This window comes from Niallia oryzisoli (assembly GCF_036670025.1).
In the GTDB taxonomy this organism is placed as follows: Bacteria; Bacillota; Bacilli; order Bacillales; family Cytobacillaceae; genus Bacillus_BD; species Bacillus_BD oryzisoli.
Genome location: NZ_CP137640.1, coordinates 1,802,915 through 1,819,485, shown reverse-complemented (window position 1 = coordinate 1,819,485; position 16,571 = coordinate 1,802,915). Strand labels below are relative to the sequence as shown.

The following is a 16,571-nucleotide window of genomic DNA, read 5'->3' as shown; positions in this document are numbered from 1 at the left end:
CTTACTCTGGATGCGTTTCTGTTAAATTTTCATGTAGGTGTGCTTTTAGTTTTTCCAGAGCCATTTGGGCTGCATGCTGCTCGGCAGCTTTTTTCGAACGGCCGGCACCCGTACCGATTTCTACTCCATTTAACAGGACAACAGAGACAAATTCACGATTATGTGCTGGTCCTTTTTCAACGAGAATTTTGTATTCAATCAAACCAGTACTGTCCCGCTGCACTAATTCCTGAAGCTGACTTTTAAAATCCATTACATGTGAAAAAGCTCCGGCATTGACCTTCGGATAAACATATCTCTCCAAGAAGGCAACAACCGTGTCAATGCCCTTGTCTAAAAAGAGAGCACCAATAAACGCCTCAAATACATCCGCTAATAATGCTGGTCTTTCCCGGCCGCCGGTTAATTCCTCCCCTTTACCAAGTAAAATGAATTTTCCAAAATGAAGCTCATTCGCAAATGCGACAAGAGACGGTTCGCAGACAATAGCTGCTCTTAACTTGGTCAACTCTCCTTCACTCATCATTGGATATTTTAAAAATAAGAATTTCGATACCGTTAATTCCAGCACAGCATCACCTAAAAATTCCAGTCTTTCATTATCCTCATATGGCTTTCTTCTATGTTCATTTACATAGGATGAATGGGTAAAGGCCTGCTTTAATAATTTGACGTTTGAAAATTGAATTTCAATGGTCTCTTGTAATTCTTTAAATTGTTTATCATTTGTGCGTATACTTTTTTTCTCTTTTCCATTTTTACGCATGTAAAATTCCACCTTAACTAGAAACTTAACTACCTATAAAAGTTTAATGAATAACGATAAAAAAGGCAAAGAAACTTTTAAAAAAATCATCAACCACTTCTTCGTAAAATGGATTTTCTCATAAAAGAAAGCCCCGTAAGAATACGGAGCTTTGTGTGAATCCAACGATTATTGTTTTGCTTGTATGTAATTCACAGCATCACCGACTGTTGCGATTTTTTCAGCATCATCGTCAGAAATTTCCATGTCAAACTCATCTTCAAGTTCCATAACAAGTTCGACTACATCAAGGGAATCTGCACCAAGATCATCTTTGAAAGAAGCCTCTAAAGTTACTTGAGATTCTTCTACACCTAAACGGTCTACAATGATTTTTGTTACACGTTCTAAAACCTCTGCCATTGGTCATTCACCTCCCCTCAGGTCATTATAGAGTATTTCATATAGATTATCTAGATAAAATTTAGCCTGTTTGTATAAAGCACCAAAACAGCTTTGTTACATGACCATACCGCCATTAACATGAATGGTTTGCCCTGTTATATAGCGGCTCTCATCAGATGCCAGAAAAATAACGGCATTAGCTATATCCTTTGGTTCACCAAACTGAGCTAATGGAATGGCTTTTAACATTTCTGCCTGAATTTCTTCAGAAAGTTTTTCAGTCATTTCGGTTGTAATAAAACCAGGGGCAACTGCGTTTACCGTAATTCCTCTTGAAGCAAGCTCCTTAGCTGTTGTTTTCGTTAAACCAATCACACCTGCTTTAGCTGCCACATAGTTAGCTTGTCCAGCGTTTCCCATGGCGCCGACAATGGAAGAAATGTTAATAATTCGCCCGCACCTTTGTTTCATCATTTGTCTGGTTACCGCTTTTGTACAAAGGAACACACCTTTAAGGTTGATATTCAAGACATCATCCCATTCGTTTTCCTTCATACGCATTAAGAGATTGTCTTTTGTTATCCCTGCATTATTAACAAGAATATCAACTCTTTCGAATCTTTCAATTGTTTCTTTTACCATATTAGCCACAGAGTCACTGTTTGAAACATCACATTGAATGGCAAAGGAGTCCCTTCCCATGCCTTTTATTTCATCCACAACTTCTAAGGCCTTTGCTTCACTTCCGGCAAAGTTAACCGCTACATCAGCACCCTGTCTCGCAAGTTCTAAAGCGATTTCCCGGCCGATTCCTCTTGAAGCCCCTGTTACAATTGCCTTTTTACCAGCTAGCCTCATCTTGTCCCCTCCTTCAATGCTTCCATTACCTCTTGGCATGTTTTTTCATCTGAAACAGCATACGTGTTTACCGCGCGGCTAACTTTCTTTACTAGACCGGATAATACTTTTCCTGGTCCAATTTCAATAAAAGTAGTCACATCTAAATCAATCATTTTCTGTACACTTTGTTCCCATTGAACAGGAGAGTAGAGTTGTTCGATTAGTTTTTCTTTGATTTCTAAAGCATTGGACATCTCAGAAGCAGATACATTGGCGATCACAGGCACTTTTGCATCGGTTATGTTCATATCATCAAGTACCGCTCTAAGCTTTTGGGCAGCAGGCTTCATTAATTCAGAGTGAAAAGGTCCGCTTACTTCAAGCGGAAGCACGCGTTTCGCTCCTGCCTCTTTTGCTTTAATCCCGGCTAGTTCAACGCCTTTTCTTGTGCCGGAAATAACAATTTGTCCCGGACAGTTAATATTGGCCAATTGAACAAGATGTCCGCTTTCAGTGATTTCATTTGTGACTGTTTCTAGTTTGTCGCTGTCAAGTCCAAGTACAGCTGCCATTGTACCTTCCCCATTTGGGACAGCGATCTCCATAAATTCGCCTCTTTTATGAACGGCATATACACCTTCTTCAAAGGTGAAGGCTCCGGCTGCAACAAGGGCAGTATATTCACCGAGACTATGACCGGCAACATAATCAGGTGTAATGCCTGATTGTTTAAAATACTCCATAATCGCAATGCTCGTTGTTAATAGAGCAGGCTGCGCATTCGAGGTCAATGTCAGCTCCGACTGAGGGCCTTCAAATATGAGCTTAGAAAGAAGATATTCCAGTTTTTTATCTGCATTAAGAAAAAAATCATTTGACGGCTGATATGCCTCTGCTAAAGACTGTCCCATGCCGACTGTTTGTGAGCCTTGACCAGGAAATATAAATGCTATTTTACTCATTCTCTTCCTCCTATGATTTACGATTAATGACTTGTTTTTTCAACTGCAGCCCTTATGGTTTCAGCTACTTGTTCTTCCACCATCTCGCGTGTTTGTCTAACCGCATTGAAGATGGCGGTTGCATCAGACGATCCATGTGCTTTAATAACAGGCGCCTTCAAGCCAAACAGTCCTGCACCGCCATACTCTGAATAGTCCATTTTAGTCTTTAATTGATATAGGTCAGGCTTTAAGACTGCAGCCGCAAGCTTGCTTTTCAAGCTCGACATTAAGGCAGATTTTAACATCTTCATAATCGACATTGCTGTCCCTTCAACCGTCTTTAATACCATATTACCCGTAAATCCATCTGTGACAGCAACATCACAAACACCTTCCATCAAATCACGGGCCTCTACATTGCCAATAAAATTAATATCTAAGTTTTGCAGTAATTCGTATGTATGTTTTGTTAAATCATTTCCTTTTTTCGCTTCCGTACCGATATTTAATAACCCAACACGTGGATGTGGAATTCCTCTTACCTTTTGACTGTATATAGAACCCATCAAAGCGTATTGAAGAAGATGTTCGGGTTTCGCATCGGCATTAGCACCAACATCTAAAAGAACAAAACCCTCACCGCCAATTGTAGGCAGAGTTGGCGAAAGCGCCGGACGTTCAATCCCTTCAATTCTTCCTACAATAAACAGGCCTGCAGCCATTAAAGCACCAGTATTTCCGGCAGATATACAAGCATCCGCTCTCCCCTCAGCTACTTCCCTTGCAGCGAGTACCATTGAGGCATTTTTCTTTCTTCTAACAGCCCGGACTGGTTCATCCTCTCCTGAAATCACTTCTTCAGTATGAATAATGGAAATTCGATCATTTTCCTTTATAAATTCTTTTATTTTCTTTTCATCTCCGACAAGGACGATTTGCACATCGGTAAAGGTTTCGACAGCTTTTACTGCTCCAAGCACGATTTCCTTTGGAGCATAATCTCCACCCATTGCATCAATAGCGATTTTCATGATGTCTGTCCACTACTCCTTCTCCTTCGCATTCACTCATGTTTCGAGCGATACATCTCAAATTCACCTTTACACACCAGGTGATTATTGACAAAGCTCTGCACTTCCACGATCGTTCGGCCCATCTCGTTATCAATTTTACTCACCTTTGCCTTTGCAACCACCCGCTCACCTTCTTTAACAGAATGGATGAAATGGATATTTGCTTTTGCCGTTAGTGCAAGCTCATCATTTATGACAGCAACAGCAAGTGAATTTGCCTGTGCAAATAAATGATGACCACGGGCAATATGATTCCGCTTGAAGACATGCTCAGGCTTTACATCAAAGATTGAAATGGCTGTTTTATCCAATTCGATATCAATAATTTCTCCAATGACTTCTTCAATAGGCAGTGAGCGAACCTCATCCTCAAATTTTGTTGCTGCAACATGTTTAATTCGTTCTCTTAACTCCGGAATGGATAATTCAAGCCGATCCAAACGAATTGTTTGAACACTTACAGAGAATTTTTCCGCCAATTCTTCATCGGTAATAAACGGATTTTCTTTAATCGTTACCTGTAAGTTTTTTTGTCTGTCCCGCTTATTTCTTTTCATTTATGACACCGTCCACGATACTAAGACTAGGTACTAACAGTAGTATATAATTTACAATGACAGATTGCAAGAATAAAAGTGAAAGGGGCTGTATGGAGCAGCCCCTTTCAAAAACATCAATCTAATTTTTCACCATCGAACACACCTGTTTCCTTAAGATAGCTTCGTAACGGCTGGTAGGCATCCGCATTCCAAAAATAGCTGGATTCAACAAGCACACTCGCATCCTGTCTAGCCGTTTCAAGTGCACGGTAATCATGCACCATATCTGCTACCTTAAACTCAGGCACACCGCTTTGCTTTCTTCCAAAGAAATCGCCGGGTCCGCGCAGTTCAAGATCTTTTTCACTAAGAACAAAACCATCATTTGTTTCAGTCATAATCTTCATTCGTTCTTTGCCTGTCTCAGATTTTGGATCAGCTAATAAAATACAATAGGATTGTTCACTGCCTCGGCCAACCCTTCCCCTAAGCTGATGAAGCTGTGACAGACCAAAACGCTCAGCATCGTATATGACCATCAAGGTGGCATTGGGCACATTCACACCTACTTCTACAACAGTCGTAGAGACAAGCACATGCAGTTTATTTTCACTAAATTCTTTCATGACACTGTCTTTTTCGTCTGCAGGCAGCCGTCCATGCATCAGGCCGATTTGGTAACGATTTTGAAAATAATGAACAAGAGAACTGTGTACATCTATGGCATTTTGAACGTCAAGCTTGTCCGATTCTTCTATTAATGGGCATATGACATAGACTTGACGGCCTTTCTGTAATTCCTTATTCATAAAACCGAGTATCCTGTCCATCATATCAGGCTTAACCCAATAGGTCTCAATAGATTTTCTGCCTGCAGGCATTTCATCGATGATCGACACGTCCATCTCACCAAATGCTGTAATCGCTAATGTACGGGGAATCGGTGTGGCCGTCATAAATAAGACATCCGGATTTTCCCCCTTTTCTCTTAGGATCCGGCGCTGGTCAACCCCAAAGCGATGCTGCTCGTCTGTTATAACAAGGCCAAGCTGTTTAAATTCCACTTCTTCTTGAATTAAGGCATGTGTGCCAATTAAAATATTAATTTCACCTGTTTTTAATCCAGCAAGAATTTCTTTACGGCGTTTTCCTTTCACTGAGCTCGTTAACAGTTCACAGGATATACCGGAAGGCTCTAAGAGTCCTTTCAATGATTCAGCATGCTGTTCAGCAAGAATTTCAGTCGGTACCATTAAGGCACCTTGAAAACCGGCAGAAACACTGGCGAATAAAGAAATAGCCGCTACAACCGTTTTACCCGAACCTACATCACCCTGAAGCAGCCGGTTCATGCGGTTAGGAGATTTCATATCTGAAAGAATTTCTTGTACCACCCGGTTTTGAGCATTTGTAAGTGGAAACGGGAGTTGCGAAATAAAATCAGCTGTTTGTTCTTCGTCATATTCTTGTGAGGTCCCTTTTGACTGCTCACGTTCTATTTTACGAAGGGTTTGCATTTTCAATTGAAATAGAAGAAATTCCTCATAAACAAATCGTCTTCGTGCTTGTTTTAAGTCTTGCTGGTCCAGCGGATAATGAAGAGCTCTTAACGCTTCTCTTCTGTTGATTAATTTATATTTTTTTCTTAATGGTTCCGGTAATGTTTCCTCGACTAAATGACCATATTGGGAAAATGCCAATTGAATACAACGTCTGATTCCTTTTATGGTCATATCCCCCTTTATAGCGTACACCGGTTCAAAATCCTTTGTTTTTACTGACGATCCGATTTTCAGTTCGCTTGCCGTAATCATTTGTCTATGCCCATCCCATTTTCCTGAAACAGTCACTTGCTCATTGATAGAGACTTTTTTCTTTAAATATGGTTGATTAAATAATACGACTTGAATTAAATATCGATCGACAAGTAAGCGAATGGTTAAACGTGAACGTTTTCGACCATAATAGGTAAGAGAAGGCTCACTGTGAACCTTCCCTTCAACGGTTATTTTTTCATCTTGCTTTACTTCTGCTAAATCACGCAATCGATAATCTTCATAACGATAGGGGAAATGCTCTAATAAATCTTGAATCGTATATAATTTCATGTCAGCTAATGCTGATGCCGTTTCTTCTCCTATGCCCTTGATGGCAGCTACAGATTGCTTTAATGGATTTGTCACTTATATAATCGGCTTACCAAAGATCTTTGCATCAAGCCAACGACCGATTGGTGCAGCCGCCAACCCTCCCTGTCCTGTTTCTTAAGTACTATTGGCATTAACAGTTCCCCAATCTTATTTCAAAGGGGATTTCCACTAACCCTGCAATAGTGTTTACATACTAATCGTATCATATTTTTTAACGTTATCGCCATTGCTTCTGCAACTTCTAAATAAGGCATGATCCCTTTATCTAATAAAAAAGGGTTTAATCCCTTTTGATTTTATAGTAACCAAACATTTTACTATAAAAAGCAAGGGGATTATAACCCATTTCCAATAAATACATACTACTTTACTCGTTACTACTCAACAGCAATGATAAATGGATATAACGGCTGCTGGCCATTATGAATTTCCACTTCTACATTGGAAAAACGTTCCTCTATAAATGAGACTAGTTCTGCCACATCTTCTTCAGAAGCATCTAATCCTTTTAGGATTGTCACTATTTCCGAATCGTCATCAATCATCTGCCCTACTAGTTCATTTGCCGTGACTTTCTTGTCTTTATTTTTAACGACAATTTTCCCGTCGAGGATACCCATAAAATCATCTTTTTCAATTTCAAGTCCATCAATCGTTGTATCTCTAACGGCAAATGTAATTTGACCTGTCTTGACGTGCTGAAGTGCTTCAGACATATTCTTTTTATTTACAGCTAAATCAGCATTGGGATTAAAAGCAAGCATGGCAGATAATCCCTGAGGTACTGTTTTTGATGGAATGACTGCTACATCTTCATCACAAAGTTCGACTGCCTGCTCGGCTGCCATAATAATGTTTTTATTATTGGGCAGGATCATAATTTTATGAGCATGAACTTCTTTTATCGCTTTTACGATGTCTTCCGTACTTGGATTCATCGTTTGTCCGCCTTCAATAACAGCATCGGCCCCAATGCTTTTAAAGAGATCAGCCACACCGCTGCCCATTGAGACCGCAACAATTCCATATTCTTTCTTTTCTTTTTTGGCCGCTGGTGCTGCTTCTTTTAATACGCTATGTGTTTCACCAACGATATTTGAATGCTGCTGCCGCATATTTTCAATTTTCATATTGATTAAGCTTCCATAGCTTTGACCGTAATTCAATACATTGCCAGGTTCTTCTGAATGGATATGCACTTTTACAACCTCATCATCAGAAATGACCAGCAAGGAATCACCGAATTTACTTAAATCTTGCCGGAAGGTTTCTTCAGAAAATGGTTTTTTAGCAAGCTTCTTTTCCTCAAGTTTTACCATAAATTCAGTACAATAGCCAAAAACGATGTCTTCTGTGTTGATATGACCTTGAACACTCCTATGATGCTCAGCGCTGACAAGTTCATCCATGGTCGGCAAGACAGTAGGTGAATCCGGCAGCTGTTCTCCCTTTAATTCTGCCAAAAAGCCTTCATATACAAAAACTAACCCTTGTCCACCGCTGTCAACAACGCCTACTTCCTTTAACACCGGCAGCAGGTCTGGTGTACGATTTAGTGATGCTTTCGCTTCCTTGACAACCTCTTCCATAATGTAGATAAGGTCATCATTCTTTTTAGCTGCTAGAACGGCCATTTTTGCGGCATCTTTTGCAACCGTAAGAATGGTACCTTCTACAGGCTTCATAACTGCTTTATAAGCCGTTTCAACGCCTGCCTCCAAGGCACGGGCAAAATCCGTTCCATTAATAATATCTTTTTGTTCTATGGCTTTTGAAAATCCGCGAAATAATTGTGAAAGAATAACCCCGGAGTTTCCGCGTGCACCCATTAGCAGCCCTTTAGAAAGTGCTGCTCCCACTTTTCCTATATGTTCTTGTGCATTTTGCTTAACTTCTTTTGCACCAGAAGTCATTGATAAATTCATATTTGTTCCAGTATCACCATCTGGAACAGGGAATACGTTTAGTGCATCAACATATTTGGCATTTGAGGATAAATGATTAGCTCCCTGAATGACCATTTCTGCAAAACGTTTTCCGTCCAAAACTGTAATTGACACAATTCTTCCTCCCTCACTACGGATTCGTTACACGAACACCTTGAACGTATATATTTACTGTGTCAACGGCAAGTCCAACTGTTTGATCTAATGTATATTTCACTTTTGATTGTACATTATGGGCAATCTCTGAAATTTTAGTACCGTAGCTAACAATAATATACATATCAATATGTACTTTTTCCTCTTCTTGACGCACGATGACACCGCGTGTAAAGTTTTCTTTTCGTAGAATATCTGTTAAACCATCTTTGATTTGATTTTTAGATGCCATCCCGACAATTCCATAACAATCTACTGCAGCACCGCCTGCGATGGTTGCAATTACGTCATTTGAAATATCTATTTGTCCGTATGTGGTTTTTAATTCGATGGACATGAGTTTTCCCCCTTTTGGAAATTGCTCCTTGACTAATGCCATTTTACTATAAGCTTTCCCATTTTAAAAGGCATACTTATTATGCGTCAATTTTCGTGAAATTATCTCAATCTATGGTTGGTCTATAATTGGGCGAGCGCCCTCCGTATCCAATTCTGTCGAGCTGCAGCGCTAGACCCTCAAGGTCATAAGCTGTCTCGATGAGAAGGTTAAAGTACAACCTTCTCCCCGAGCCATCTTATGCCTGTCGGGTCTGGGCGAGCCGCCTCCGCATCTAAAACTGTCGAGCTGCGGGCGCTAGCCGCTCGAGGTCTTAAGCCATGTCGATGATGAGGTTAAATGACAAACCTCATCCCCGACCTGTCTTAAGCTTGTCGCGGCTGGGCGAGCGCCCTCCGCATCCAAAACTATCGAGCTGCAGCGGCTAGACCCTCGGGGTCATAAGCTGTCTCGATGAGAAGGTTAAAGTACAACCTTCTCCCCGAGCCATCTTATGCCTGTCGGGTCTGGGCGAGCCGCCTCCGCATCTAATATTGTCAAGTAATTTTTCTTGAAAGGTTTGGTTTTGAAGTATTGCATTCAGAATGGTTGTATGATAAATTATTAAGGTATCTTTAATGGATGAAAAACGGTGTTTGTCCTGTTTTTCTCATTTTTCCGGATGGATAAAAGATCTGATTAATAAAATGTAACTGAACTGTATGAAACGATTCAGTTTTTCTAGTAAGGAGGGAAAATAAATGCCACGTAAATGTGTTGTAACTGGTAAAAAAACAACTACAGGTAATGCACGCTCCCACGCAATGAACGCTAACAAACGTACATGGGGTGCTAACCTTCAAAAAGTTCGTATTCTTGTAAATGGAAAACCAAAGCGTGTTTGGGTTTCTGCAAGAGCATTAAAATCAGGTAAGGTTGAACGTGTATAATAAAGAATGACGTCCTTTCTAGGACGTCTTTTTTTATGTGTATGCCTACTTATCGAACAAAAACACCCAATAATGGGTGCATGAAGAATAAAATTTTATGTTGTCTTCCCGTTATGATTATATTTATATTTTACAGGTTAGTTAAAAAACGATTGTTATCCCTTTTTAAAAGTACCTAACATTGCTCGGACAAGACCGCCTAAAAACTTAGGCAACTTAATTGTATAAAATTTCATCTTTTTGTCCCTCCTCAAACATCATACAAACTAGGGTTGCACCAACCAGCTAATAGACGACTTTGAATTTTTCAACCACATTATCTTATTCAAATATCACTAATAAGTACGCTTATTTTTATGCATTTTTTAAATCGGTACTTCTTACAATCATTAATATGCCCTCGGAAAAAGAAAAAGTACCATAATCACCAAGAAGCTCATTACTAATACATAATGTCGAGCCAAGCGAAATATGACGATTTTTCAAAGGATATTTAAAACCCTTTAGCGTAATGCCATTCACTTCATTTGAGAGGGGAATAAAAGAAATATATCTTTTCTCAGCTATTTTACGAATCGAATACTCTCCAGGTGTCTTAATGAACAATATATTTTGCCGATCAATCATTTCAATTTCAATAAACTGATTATCCGTACTGGCTTTTAGCAGTAATTGAATATTTCCAAACATATGATCAAGTCTTCCGCCTGTTGAACCAAACATGCGGATTAAATGCGGCTTTTGCTCAATGGCCCAATTCAGCGCATGCTCCATATCGGTTTCATCTTTCTCTGGTTTATATTTTTTCAATTCATAAACCGATTCTTTAATGATCCCGAACTCCGTATCAGAAACAGAATCGAAGTCCCCGAACGCAATATCGGGTATTATCCCGTTGTCAATTAATGTATATACACCGCGGTCGACACCTGCCCAAACAATCTTCTGATCACGGTATAAGTTAAAATTCGGGAGGAGATCAACGGGTCCCCCGCCTAATAAATGAATAATCACTTCTTCAATCCTTTCATTATTTAATATTCATTAGCCATAAAGAAGAAAAGAAGCCCGCATACAAGCTGACTTCTTAACCATTTATCCTCTTATTTCTGCCATTGCCTTTTGGCGATCATTTTGTCCGTAAACGGCTGAACCCGCAACAAGAACAGTCGCACCTGCTTGAATGCAAAGGGGAGCCGTTTCTTTATTAATACCGCCATCTACTTCTATTTCAACAGTCAATTCTTTTTGATCGACAAGTTCCTTCACTTGTTTAATTTTTGTGAGCACTGAAGGGATAAATTTTTGTCCGCCAAACCCAGGATTCACAGACATTAATAATACCATGTCAAGCTCTTCAATAATGTGCTCAATCATTTGCACTGGTGTTGCTGGATTCAAAACGACACCCGGCTTAACTCCGAATGATTTAATTAACTGAATGGTTCTGTGAAGGTGACGGCATGCTTCAACATGAACGGTAATGTAATCAGCTCCTGCTTTAGCGAAGGTTTCAATATATTGATCGGGATTTTCAATCATTAAATGTACATCGAGTGGCAACTTAGTGACCGGTCTTATACTTTCAACAATTAGTGGACCAATGGTGATATTTGGAACAAAATGTCCATCCATTACATCAACATGGATATAATCAGCTCCACCTTTTTCAACGTCCTTAATCTCGTCTCCCAATTTAGAAAAATCAGCAGATAGTATAGATGGTGCAATTTTTATCATCTTTAATACCTCGGCTTTCTATTTTTTATTTCATCAAGAAACTCTAAATAATGTTCGTACCTGTAGCCTGGAAGTTCCCCGTTATCATAAGCAGATTTAACTGCACATTTCGGCTCAGAAATATGCAGACAGCCGCGGAACTTGCATTCTTCACTTAGTTGTTGAATTTCAGGAAAACAGAAATTTAAATCTTCGGGCTCAATTTCGCTAAATTCTAACGAACTAAATCCCGGCGTATCTGCTACAAGACCCTCACCTATATGGATGAGCTCAACATGTCGTGTTGTATGTCTTCCCCTTCCAAGATGATTAGAAATATCATTTGTTTTTAAGCTTAAGTCAGGACGCAGCACATTTAATAAAGATGATTTACCAACCCCCGACTGACCAGCAAAGACGGAGATTTCTCCTTTTATATAAGGAAACAGTTCGTTAATCCCCTCCTCTGTTTCTGAAGAGGTTAATAGAACATCATAGCCTGCTTTTTTATAGTCAGCTGCAAAATTTCGGATGTTGATCTTTTCAGTTTCGCTTGCCAAATCCATTTTTGTAATACAAATTAATGGGCGGATTCGATTGTATTCAATCAAAACGAGAAACCGATCCAACAAAGCTGTACTAAAATTGGGTTCTACCGCCGAAAAAACGAGAATAGCCTGGTCAACATTTGCGATCGGAGGACGAACTAACTCATTTTTTCTCTCCTTTATCTCAAGGATGTATCCATCCGTATCATTTTCAGCTTGAAAGACAACTTCATCACCGACTAACGGAGTAATTTTATTTTTACGAAAAACTCCTCGACCGCGGCATTGAACTAATTTATCATTACTTAAAACATAATAAAAACCACTCAACGCTTTAACAATCTTGCCTTCAGGCATAGCAACGCTCCCTTAATTCATTTTTCGAATAAGCAAGGCGGATCTGCCTTCCTTATTCCGGATATGTTACAGCTTCTTCAAGGATGACATTTTTATCACGCATCACTTTATAACCTGCATCTTCACCTTTTACAATCGTTAATTCAATTTCTTTTCTTGTATTTTCTTGAATATAGAATGTATCAAACGGTACAGTCATACTGTTGTTCATATCTTCAATATAGATTTGAACCTCCTGGGGCAAGCCCTCCACTTCAGGCTCATAAGGAATATCAATTTCCTTTGTGACTGTCTTTGGCGGTATTTCCTCAGGACCCTTTGAAATGATAACGGTTATTTTTGAGCCTTTTTTCACAGCTGTGCCAGGTGCCGGTGTTTGTGATATCACAAGACCTTTAGCGACAGTATCACTGAATTCCTCCTGCGAAACATCAACCTCTAACCCCTCAGATGCAGCGTAAGTTTGAACAGCAGAAGCATTATTCCCGGTTAAGTCCTTTACTTCAATCAACGAAGGTCCTTTAGAAATGGTGAATTCAAGAATGGTTTCATCAGGTATGACATCTTCGCCGGCAGGATAATTTTGCTCGATGATCGTTCCAGCTGGAGCCTCATCATCAAAAATTTCTTTTTTCTTAATATCTTTAAAGCCTTTTTCTTTCAAAACGGTTACGACATCATCATACAGTCTGTCGGTATAATCCAATAATTCAAATGTTTCTTTTCCAGAGCTTTCAAAAATCGTAACTTTTGTCCCTTCCTTAACCTTTTTCCCTGCTTTCGGATCCGTTTTAACTACATACCCTTCTTCCAATTCCTCATCGCTTATCTCTTTAGTTTCACCAATCACAAATCCAGCGGTAACTAGCTCTGAAACAGCTTGGTCCAGTTCCATGCCTGATACATCCGGAATCTCAATTTCCTTTGGCGAAAAAAGAGCTGGTAAAACTGTTATTGTTAATACAGCAAGAATAATTAAAATGCTTAAAATAGAAAATAATATAATCGGTAATTTCTTTCGTTTCTTCTTTTTAGTCTTCCCATTCTCAGTTTCTGTTATTGGTATCGTTTCAGAATGCAGCTTGGGCTCTTTTCCATGAATAATAGTTTCATCAAAATTAGAATAAGGCCGATCATCCGTAATAATAGGTATGGCTTTCGTTGCATCCTCATCAAGCGGTACAGAAAATTTAGGCTCATCCAAACGTTCTGGTTCTAAAGCTGTTCTTATATCATCTTCCATCTCTTCGACTGTTGCATAACGATGGAAAGGATCCTTAGCTGTCGCTTTTAACACAATATTTTCAACACTTTGTGGAATAGAGGGATTCCATCTTCTTAATGAAGGCGTCTCAGACTGCAAATGCTTTAGTGCAATAGAAACAGCTGATTCTCCGGAAAAAGGCAGCCTTCCTGTTAATAATTCAAACATTACGATACCGAGTGAATAAATATCCGATTTATTGGTGGCAACTCCGCCCCTAGCCTGCTCTGGTGATAAATAGTGAACAGAGCCGAGTACTGAATTTGTTTGCGTGATGCTTGTTGCACTTAATGCCATGGCGATGCCGAAATCGGTAATTTTGACATTGCCTTTCTCATCCACAAGAATATTCTGTGGTTTAATATCCCGATGAATAATATGGTTTTGATGTGCATGGGAAATGGCTGATGTCAGCTGCAGCATAATATCAAGAGCATGTTCAACAGGAATGGGTGAATGTTTTTGTATGTATTCTTTGAGGGTTTGTCCTTTCACATATTCCATGACAATATAATAAATGGAATCATCCTCTTCTCCGACATCGAAGATATTCACAATATTTGGATGGGCAAGGCTTGTCGCCGATTGAGCTTCCCTGTGAAACCGGCGAATAAATTCCTCATTATTGGCAAAGTCAAGCCGAAGAACCTTAACTGCCACATCTCTGTCAAGGATCATATCATGTGCTAAATAGACATTAGCCATGCCTCCTCCGCCAACCATCTCTAATATTTTATAACGACCGCTTATTCGTTTTCCAATCATCATTGGTCATCACCCTTAGGACCACTCGGATCATATTCAACAATAATCAAAGAAATATTATCCTCACCGCCATGATCATTAGCAAGCCTTACAAGTGAATTTGCCTTTTCCTCTATTGTTTGATCCTTTTGCAGTATCTGAACTAATTCTGTTTCCGTCACCTTATTGGATAATCCATCAGAACATAGTAAGAGTCGATCACCCTCTTCAAAAAGAATCGTTTTTATGTCCATTTCAACTGATGTCTCTGTACCTAACGCTCTTAAAAGGACATTCTTACGCGGATGGTTTTCTGCATCTGCTTTCGAAATTTCTCCGGATCGGACAAGCTCATTAACAAGCGAATGATCTTCCGTAACTTGTGAAAATCCAGACTCATTTAAAATATAGCAGCGGCTGTCTCCAATATGGGCGATGGTAGAAAATAATTCAGTAATGATTGCCGCCACAATTGTTGTCCCCATTCCTTCGCATTCGGGATGTATTTTCGAATGTTCATAAAGGACCATATTGACTTGATTAATATGGTCCTTCAGCCACTTCTCGGCTTGGTCTGCTGTCTCAATCTGTTCTGATTTTCTCCAATCATCTTGCAGCTTATCTAGTGCCATTTTACTCGCTACATCACCTGCACGGTGTCCTCCCATCCCGTCTGCAACAATAGCAAGACGCTGCCCAGACGGACTTAGAAATACACCGCCGCTATCTTCATTATGCTGCCGTATTTTTCCTTTATCTGTTACGAAAATAGCCTTCATACATTCACCTCGTCTCTTCTTTCCTTTCCTTTGCCCGAAGCTGTCCGCATGCTGCATCAATATCTGAGCCTTGTTCCCGGCGAATCGTTACATTCACACCGGCATCCTTCAATGTTTTTTCAAAAAGGAAAATCTGATCACGTGGTGTACGGACATAATCTCGTTCAGGAACATAATTAACCGGTATTAAGTTCACATGACATTTTAACCCTTTTATTAATTGAGCTAATTCTTTCGCATGTTCAACCTGATCGTTGACCCCCCCGAATAACCCATATTCAAAGCTGACCCGGCGCCCTGTTTTATTAATATAGTAACGAACAGCCTTCATTAAATCAGGCAGTTTATATGCTTTATTAATCGGCATTAAACGGCTGCGTAATTCGGTATTTGGAGCATGCAAAGAAATAGCAAAATTTATTTGCAGATTCTCATCAGCAAATTGATAGATTTTCGGAATAATCCCGCTCGTGGAAACCGTTATATGCCTTGCTCCAATATTTAACCCTTGATCATGGTTAATAATCTTCAAAAAGGAGAGCATGTTGTCGAAGTTATCAAACGGCTCACCGATTCCCATAATCACGATCGAACTGACTCGTTCATCTGTTTCATCAAGTGCCTGTTGAACTTTTACGACTTGAGCAACAATTTCGCCTGCTTCTAGGTGTCTTTTCAAGCCGCCAAGTGTTGATGCACAGAATGTACAGCCGATCCGGCAGCCAACCTGGGTCGTTACGCAAACCGAATTTCCATAGTCATGACGCATTAAAACCGTCTCAATCGAATAGCCGTCATGAAGTTCAAATAAAAATTTAATCGTACCGTCTGCCGACTCCTGCTGAATGATTGTCTTTAACGTTGTCAACGTAAAATGCTCCGAAAGGATATCCCGTAAATTCTTCGATAAATTACTCATTTGAGCAAAATCACTTACTCTTTTTTTATATAACCAATCAAAAATCTGCTCTGCTCTAAATGCTTTCTCATTATATTCTTTCAACCATTCCTTTAACTCTGAAAGCTGCAAAGAATAGATGGAGGGTTTTTGAATTAATTCTGTTTTACTCTCAGTTTTAGTTGTCTTCTCCATCAT

The 16,571-nt window shown here is 39.6% G+C and carries 17 protein-coding genes; 1 reads left to right on the top strand and 16 read right to left on the bottom strand.

Annotation, left to right across the window (positions count from 1 at the left end):
• Position 1: 1 nt before the first annotated feature.
• The 9 genes from rnc to R4Z09_RS09135 form a co-directional block, all read right to left on the bottom strand.
• Positions 2–766 (bottom strand): ribonuclease III, encoded by a 765-nt coding sequence (gene rnc, locus R4Z09_RS09175; protein ID WP_338452021.1) that lies wholly within the window; start codon positions 764–766, stop codon positions 2–4.
• Between the two features lie 168 nt (positions 767–934).
• On the bottom strand, positions 935–1,168 hold the full coding sequence (locus R4Z09_RS09170; protein WP_071395368.1) for an acyl carrier protein: 234 nt from the start codon (positions 1,166–1,168) through the stop codon (positions 935–937).
• Between the two features lie 96 nt (positions 1,169–1,264).
• The gene (gene fabG / locus R4Z09_RS09165; RefSeq protein ID WP_338452020.1) at positions 1,265–2,008 is read right to left on the bottom strand and encodes a 3-oxoacyl-[acyl-carrier-protein] reductase; all 744 of its coding nucleotides are present in this window, start codon (positions 2,006–2,008) and stop codon (positions 1,265–1,267) included.
• Entirely contained in the window at positions 2,005–2,952 is a 948-nt protein-coding gene (gene fabD, locus R4Z09_RS09160; protein WP_338452019.1) for an ACP S-malonyltransferase, read from the bottom strand. The genes fabG and fabD overlap by 4 nt, the downstream gene beginning before the upstream one ends.
• Before the next feature lie 23 nt (positions 2,953–2,975).
• The gene (plsX, locus tag R4Z09_RS09155; RefSeq protein ID WP_338452018.1) at positions 2,976–3,965 is read right to left on the bottom strand and encodes a phosphate acyltransferase PlsX; all 990 of its coding nucleotides are present in this window, start codon (positions 3,963–3,965) and stop codon (positions 2,976–2,978) included.
• Between the two features lie 32 nt (positions 3,966–3,997).
• Positions 3,998–4,564 (bottom strand): transcription factor FapR, encoded by a 567-nt coding sequence (gene fapR / locus R4Z09_RS09150; protein ID WP_338452017.1) that lies wholly within the window; start codon positions 4,562–4,564, stop codon positions 3,998–4,000.
• 116 nt (positions 4,565–4,680) lie between these two features.
• Positions 4,681–6,729 (bottom strand): ATP-dependent DNA helicase RecG, encoded by a 2,049-nt coding sequence (gene recG, locus R4Z09_RS09145; RefSeq protein WP_338452016.1) that lies wholly within the window; start codon positions 6,727–6,729, stop codon positions 4,681–4,683.
• A gap of 344 nt (positions 6,730–7,073) precedes the next feature.
• Positions 7,074–8,756, bottom strand: a complete 1,683-nt coding sequence (locus tag R4Z09_RS09140; RefSeq protein WP_338452015.1) for a DAK2 domain-containing protein — start codon at positions 8,754–8,756, stop codon at positions 7,074–7,076.
• Between the two features lie 16 nt (positions 8,757–8,772).
• A complete protein-coding gene (locus R4Z09_RS09135) occupies positions 8,773–9,135 on the bottom strand; it encodes an Asp23/Gls24 family envelope stress response protein (protein WP_338452014.1) in 363 nt (120 codons plus the stop codon).
• Positions 9,136–9,875: 740 nt separating this feature from the next.
• Here R4Z09_RS09135 and rpmB point away from each other — a divergent pair.
• Positions 9,876–10,064 carry a 50S ribosomal protein L28 gene (rpmB, locus tag R4Z09_RS09130; protein WP_071395377.1) on the top strand — a complete coding sequence of 63 codons (189 nt, stop codon included), beginning with the start codon at positions 9,876–9,878 and terminating at the stop codon, positions 10,062–10,064.
• Positions 10,065–10,219: 155 nt separating this feature from the next.
• Here rpmB and spoVM read toward each other — a convergent pair whose 3' ends face one another.
• The 7 genes from spoVM to rlmN form a co-directional block, all read right to left on the bottom strand.
• Positions 10,220–10,300, bottom strand: coding sequence for a stage V sporulation protein SpoVM (gene spoVM, locus R4Z09_RS09125; RefSeq protein ID WP_071395378.1), 81 nt, complete (start codon positions 10,298–10,300; stop codon positions 10,220–10,222).
• A 118-nt stretch (positions 10,301–10,418) separates the two neighbouring features.
• On the bottom strand, positions 10,419–11,078 hold the full coding sequence (locus R4Z09_RS09120) for a thiamine diphosphokinase (protein WP_338452013.1): 660 nt from the start codon (positions 11,076–11,078) through the stop codon (positions 10,419–10,421).
• Between the two features lie 81 nt (positions 11,079–11,159).
• Positions 11,160–11,804, bottom strand: coding sequence for a ribulose-phosphate 3-epimerase (gene rpe, locus R4Z09_RS09115; protein WP_338452012.1), 645 nt, complete (start codon positions 11,802–11,804; stop codon positions 11,160–11,162).
• A gap of 2 nt (positions 11,805–11,806) precedes the next feature.
• Positions 11,807–12,688 (bottom strand): ribosome small subunit-dependent GTPase A, encoded by an 882-nt coding sequence (rsgA, locus tag R4Z09_RS09110; RefSeq protein ID WP_338452011.1) that lies wholly within the window; start codon positions 12,686–12,688, stop codon positions 11,807–11,809.
• A 52-nt stretch (positions 12,689–12,740) separates the two neighbouring features.
• Entirely contained in the window at positions 12,741–14,720 is a 1,980-nt protein-coding gene (pknB, locus tag R4Z09_RS09105; RefSeq protein ID WP_338452010.1) for a Stk1 family PASTA domain-containing Ser/Thr kinase, read from the bottom strand.
• A complete protein-coding gene (locus tag R4Z09_RS09100) occupies positions 14,717–15,475 on the bottom strand; it encodes a Stp1/IreP family PP2C-type Ser/Thr phosphatase (protein WP_338452009.1) in 759 nt (252 codons plus the stop codon). The genes pknB and R4Z09_RS09100 overlap by 4 nt, the downstream gene beginning before the upstream one ends.
• Positions 15,476–15,479: 4 nt before the next feature.
• Entirely contained in the window at positions 15,480–16,568 is a 1,089-nt protein-coding gene (gene rlmN / locus R4Z09_RS09095; RefSeq protein ID WP_422392293.1) for a 23S rRNA (adenine(2503)-C(2))-methyltransferase RlmN, read from the bottom strand.
• Between the last annotated feature and the right edge of the window lie 3 nt (positions 16,569–16,571).

Bases quoted from the DNA above. Each gene is read 5' to 3' on its own strand.
- rlmN (WP_422392293.1), bottom strand. From the start codon at position 16,568: ATGGAGAAGACAACTAAAACTGAGAGTAAAACAGAATTAATTCAAAAA.
- plsX (WP_338452018.1), bottom strand. From the start codon at position 3,965: ATGAAAATCGCTATTGATGCAATGGGTGGAGATTATGCTCCAAAGGAA.
- rsgA (WP_338452011.1), bottom strand. From the start codon at position 12,688: ATGCCTGAAGGCAAGATTGTTAAAGCGTTGAGTGGTTTTTATTATGTT.
- fapR (WP_338452017.1), bottom strand. From the start codon at position 4,564: ATGAAAAGAAATAAGCGGGACAGACAAAAAAACTTACAGGTAACGATT.
- fabG (WP_338452020.1), bottom strand. From the start codon at position 2,008: ATGAGGCTAGCTGGTAAAAAGGCAATTGTAACAGGGGCTTCAAGAGGA.
- rnc (WP_338452021.1), bottom strand. From the start codon at position 766: ATGCGTAAAAATGGAAAAGAGAAAAAAAGTATACGCACAAATGATAAA.
- pknB (WP_338452010.1), bottom strand. From the start codon at position 14,720: ATGATGATTGGAAAACGAATAAGCGGTCGTTATAAAATATTAGAGATG.
- rpe (WP_338452012.1), bottom strand. From the start codon at position 11,804: ATGATAAAAATTGCACCATCTATACTATCTGCTGATTTTTCTAAATTG.
- R4Z09_RS09100 (WP_338452009.1), bottom strand. From the start codon at position 15,475: ATGAAGGCTATTTTCGTAACAGATAAAGGAAAAATACGGCAGCATAAT.
- fabD (WP_338452019.1), bottom strand. From the start codon at position 2,952: ATGAGTAAAATAGCATTTATATTTCCTGGTCAAGGCTCACAAACAGTC.
- R4Z09_RS09170 (WP_071395368.1), bottom strand. From the start codon at position 1,168: ATGGCAGAGGTTTTAGAACGTGTAACAAAAATCATTGTAGACCGTTTA.
- R4Z09_RS09135 (WP_338452014.1), bottom strand. From the start codon at position 9,135: ATGTCCATCGAATTAAAAACCACATACGGACAAATAGATATTTCAAAT.
- spoVM (WP_071395378.1), bottom strand. From the start codon at position 10,300: ATGAAATTTTATACAATTAAGTTGCCTAAGTTTTTAGGCGGTCTTGTC.
- rpmB (WP_071395377.1), top strand. From the start codon at position 9,876: ATGCCACGTAAATGTGTTGTAACTGGTAAAAAAACAACTACAGGTAAT.